This is a genomic window from Gammaproteobacteria bacterium, from assembly GCA_013696315.1.
Taxonomy (GTDB): Bacteria; Pseudomonadota; Gammaproteobacteria; order JACCYU01; family JACCYU01; genus JACCYU01.
The window spans coordinates 1-3,948 of sequence record JACCYU010000184.1 but is presented as its reverse complement, the minus strand read 5'-3'; the positions used below and the strand labels follow the sequence as shown (position 1 = coordinate 3,948).

General features: G+C 59.6%; 6 protein-coding genes. 1 reads left to right on the top strand and 5 read right to left on the bottom strand.

Going from position 1 to position 3,948, the window contains the following annotated elements:
• Positions 1–418: encapsulin (locus H0V34_10720; GenBank protein MBA2492139.1), on the bottom strand; the 418-nt coding region annotated here is incomplete at its 3' end.
• A gap of 2 nt (positions 419–420) precedes the next feature.
• Entirely contained in the window at positions 421–825 is a 405-nt protein-coding gene (locus tag H0V34_10715; GenBank protein ID MBA2492138.1) for a ferritin, read from the bottom strand.
• A 189-nt stretch (positions 826–1,014) separates the two neighbouring features.
• Between H0V34_10715 and H0V34_10710 the strand changes: the two genes are divergently transcribed.
• A complete protein-coding gene (locus H0V34_10710; GenBank protein ID MBA2492137.1) occupies positions 1,015–1,293 on the top strand; it encodes a hypothetical protein in 279 nt (92 codons plus the stop codon).
• Between the two features lie 26 nt (positions 1,294–1,319).
• On the opposite strand, the gene H0V34_10705 is transcribed toward H0V34_10710, so the two are convergent.
• From H0V34_10705 to H0V34_10695, 3 genes are all read right to left on the bottom strand, one after another.
• The gene (locus H0V34_10705; GenBank protein MBA2492136.1) at positions 1,320–2,165 is read right to left on the bottom strand and encodes an endonuclease/exonuclease/phosphatase family protein; all 846 of its coding nucleotides are present in this window, start codon (positions 2,163–2,165) and stop codon (positions 1,320–1,322) included.
• A gap of 165 nt (positions 2,166–2,330) precedes the next feature.
• Positions 2,331–2,960 carry a thiol:disulfide interchange protein DsbA/DsbL gene (locus H0V34_10700; protein ID MBA2492135.1) on the bottom strand — a complete coding sequence of 210 codons (630 nt, stop codon included), beginning with the start codon at positions 2,958–2,960 and terminating at the stop codon, positions 2,331–2,333.
• A 173-nt stretch (positions 2,961–3,133) separates the two neighbouring features.
• Positions 3,134–3,760, bottom strand: a complete 627-nt coding sequence (locus tag H0V34_10695; protein MBA2492134.1) for a cytochrome c4 — start codon at positions 3,758–3,760, stop codon at positions 3,134–3,136.
• Positions 3,761–3,948 lie beyond the last annotated feature (188 nt).

The window sequence follows — 3,948 nt, the reverse complement described above, 5'->3', positions numbered from 1 at the left end:
CGTTGCGACCCCTGGCGGTTAACAGACCCTCCACGCCGAAGCTGGGCGAACCGTTATAGATGAAGTCTTCCTCGCGGCGCGCGACGGCCTCGGCCGCGTCTTCGATGGGGCTGGATTCGAAGCGCTGCCCCATGTGCAGATGCGCCTCGACCTGCCGAATGCTGAGTTTGAAGTTCTTGCGCAGCATCGGCACCGAGATGGCGCGGCTCAGCACCGCGGCGGCCTCGTCATCGGCGGGCTCCCGGCAGAAGTCGTCCGCGCCCACTTCCAGCGAGGTCATGCCCACGCCGTATGGGCCTTCCAGATCCATGAAGCGGCGGGCGCTGAGTACTTCGCGCATGGCCTGCACCGCGGCGTTATCGATTTCATTCCAGACCTGCGCGGGCAAGGGGTTCGACTCGCGGTTGAGATAACGCACGATCACATTCCTTTCAGGCTGCCGACCGTGAGACGCATGGTCGGCGTGGATTCAGCGGCGGGCCGGGCGGTGGACATTTCGGGCGTGGCGTCACCGCCGTACATGGCCTCGTCCTCGACCTCTGTGATGGGGCCCTTGCTGAAGAGATAGGTTTTGAGCTGTTCGTCGAGATCGTCGTTGTTACGGCGCAGCCACTCCAGCACCATGCAGGCGTGCTCCATCTCTTCGCGCATGTTGTGCAGCAGAATATTTCGCAGATGCTTGTCGGAAGCCGCGTCCGCGCGCTGACGGTACCAGTCCACCGCTTCGAGTTCTTCCTGCAGCGACACGAGCGCGCGGTGCATGTCGCGGGTGGATTCGGATAATGATTCAACTGGCTCGTGATAACTTTCGCTGGCGCCCGCCATGTTTTGCTCCTGTATTCGAAGGAAGTTTATCGAAAGATTTGCAAGAAACCTAAGCAAGTTTCTAACCGCATCATTGACGCCAGGGCCGGTACATTCACTATGAATCGATCCCGGTGTGACTTGCTAAAATGTGCCCGGAACCTAGCTTGCGTCCTTACACGCGTCAAATCTCACTTTGCAATTTTAGCAATGACGATATTCTACCATCTGGCGCTAACTGCCTTGCTGCTCGGCGCGGCGGTTTATGCGCACTGGCGGCTGCCGTTTCACACGACAAATACCTGGCACACGCTAATCTCGCGGCTGATCCTGCTGGTCGTCGGGGTGGCTTTCGGTGTGGCGATGGCGACGACTAATACGAATGGGCAGGGCACGCAGTGGCTGATCGCGTTCGGTGCAGGGTTCGGGTCCGTACATGTGCCTGCGGCCGCGATCCTGTTTCTTAAGCGGCAGCGTGCGGAGAGCTGAGCGCCGGCGCGGTTGCGCGCCCAGGATCAGACGTGCCGGGCGACCATCTCGAATGATCGACGCGGGCTGCCGACATCGAGCGTTAATTGCTCGGGCAGGCGAATTTCCAACGCGATGGGCAAATGATCCGAATAGGCCAGGGCGTAAACATGCGTGTGCTCGATGACAAGCTCGGGTGTGACCAGAATATGATCCAGACCGCGCTTGGGCAGCCAGCTTGGAAAGGTGTTCAGTTCGCGTTCCGGCGAGCACAGGTGCGTGTCGTTCAGCAACGCCTGAAATTCACCGCTATCGATCCGGCAGTTAAAATCGCCCATTAAAATAACGTGCTCGTGCAGGCTTACCTGGCGGGCGAGATAGGCCAGTTGCAGGCGACGCGCGCGGATACCCAGCGACAGATGCGCGATGCCGACCAGCAGGGAACTGTCTCCACACGCATACCGGGCCAGCATAACACCGCGACCAGGAATGCGACCGGGCAGTCGATAGCCCGCGACTTCGCTCGGTCGCGGCCGGCTCAACAAACCCAGACTATGCTTGGCGATGTTACCCAGATCGCGGTTGGTTTGAATGTACCAGTTGTCGAACCCGGCGCTGTGCGCCAGGTATTCAACCTGGTTGACGTAGTCGCTGCGCATACTGCCGGCATCGGCCTCCTGCAACGCCACGATGTCGAAATCGTCGATAAAGCGCGCGATGCTGTCCAGATTACCCTGACGTCCATGAAAAGGCAGCACATGCCGCCAACTGCGCGTGAGGTAGTGGTGATAACGGGTGTAGGCAATGCCGAGCTGGATGTTATAACTCAGCAGACGCAACGTGGAACCGGCTGTGTCGCGGGTGGCGTCCAATGCGTGAGGGCCGGTTTGCATGCGTTGATTATAAGCTGCCGGTGCGCCAGTTGACCGCTTGAGTTGTCGGTCGTTAGGCGCCGCCGGTCACGTTTAAGATACAGGCCGTCGCCGCGAATTGCCACCGCACCGCGCAACCTTTCATTCCGCGTCGTGTGGCCGTTCCGTACACCACACGCGCGATCTTTATTCGCCGCCCGCGCCAGCCTCCATGGCTACCAGATGATCGATGACGGCCAGCATGTTCTCGTAGCTGCCGGCCTGACTGGCTGAAGTTAGGTACTGACCGTCTACGATGACCGACGGGACGCCCGTGATCATGTAACTGCGTTGCAATTCGTCGGCGCGCTGCAGGCGGGTTTTGGCCTCCCGCGAGTTATACGCTTTTCGGAACGCAGCCTCGTCCACACCTTGCTGAGCCAGAAATCGGGTTATCGAGTCTAAGTCCGTGAGCAATCTGCCTTGCTCGTGGATCGCCTGGAAAAAGGCCTTATGTACCCGTGGTACCTCACCCATGATTTCCAGTGCATAGTAGGCGCGTGCATGTCCGAGCCAGCTTGGATTCAGTGTCGCCGGCAGGCGCACCAGTTCGACAGCTTCAGGTTTTGACTGCTCCCATTTTTCGAGATAAGGCTCGAAATCGTAACAGTGCGGGCAGCCGTACCAGAACACTTCGGCGACTTCGACCTTGTCGGGGGGCACACTGGTAGGCGCCGGTGGCAAGATGCGATCGTACTCCTCACCCTCGGAAAAGGTCGGCGCCGCCTGCGCGTTAAGGGCAAACGCACACAGCAGAGCCAGAACGATTTTTCTCATAACAATGCTCCTAGAAAGGTTAGTGGCTACCTGACGAGCAGTCCTGCCGCGGACGCTTGATCATTAGGGATTCCAAAACTAACTACGCGCTTCATACGCACAGCAGGTCGTACTCCGCACGCTGCCAAAGGTGCCACTCCAAGCGCGGTAGAAGCCGGGCTGATATGCGCGAGTCAATAGCGCGGGACAGCCCGGACGCGGTGCAACCCAGCGATGTATTGCGCCACCGCGTCAATTTCCGCAACAGTCATGCGGCCGGCGATGTCCCGCATCATCCCGGCGGGATCGTTGGCGCGTTCTCCCGCGTGATAGGCACGCAGCTGTGCTGCGACATATTGCGCGTGCTGATAAGAAAGCTTAGGGAACACCGCCGCCGCATTGCCTGCCCCGCCCGGATCGTGACACGCCATACACGCCGGCACATCACGCGCGGCCACCCCGGCGCGGTAAATCTCTTGTCCGACCTTCAACTTGTCGCTCTGGGCCGCGGCGGGAGTGGTGGTTTGCTTCGCGAAATAAGCCGCCAGATCGCGCATGTCTTGCGCGCTCAAGTCGGCCGCCTGCGCGTTCATGATCGCATTAGCCCGCGCCTTGCTCTTGAAGTCCTGCAACTGTTTGTAAATATACTCGGGATGCTGCCCCGCGAGCTTGGGCCATTGGGGATTGACGCTGTTGCCGTCAACGCCGTGGCAGGCGGCGCAGGGCGCGGATTTTTCCTGCCCCGCCTGCGCATCCGCCGCGCGTGTCTGCGCGGGAAACAGCCACAGGCTGGCAAGCGTTATCAATACGAGCTTTTTCATAACGTGGATGTCCCTGGTACCGGGTCAGCGCCCTGCGGATTAACGCTGCGCGTAAGCGTAATTGTTTAGTCCCGGAATGTGCTGGTACGGATCGAGTTTGAATCGTTGTGGTTCTTGCGTCCGGATTTTGTTGACGTATTCGTAGGGTGTGAGTCCCCGCAGGGTCTTGAGCCTGCGGGCGTGATTGT

Bases quoted from the DNA above. Each gene is read 5' to 3' on its own strand.
- H0V34_10715 (MBA2492138.1), bottom strand. From the start codon at position 825: ATGGCGGGCGCCAGCGAAAGTTATCACGAGCCAGTTGAATCATTATCC.
- H0V34_10710 (MBA2492137.1), top strand. From the start codon at position 1,015: ATGACGATATTCTACCATCTGGCGCTAACTGCCTTGCTGCTCGGCGCG.
- H0V34_10705 (MBA2492136.1), bottom strand. From the start codon at position 2,165: ATGCAAACCGGCCCTCACGCATTGGACGCCACCCGCGACACAGCCGGT.
- H0V34_10700 (MBA2492135.1), bottom strand. From the start codon at position 2,960: ATGAGAAAAATCGTTCTGGCTCTGCTGTGTGCGTTTGCCCTTAACGCG.
- H0V34_10695 (MBA2492134.1), bottom strand. From the start codon at position 3,760: ATGAAAAAGCTCGTATTGATAACGCTTGCCAGCCTGTGGCTGTTTCCC.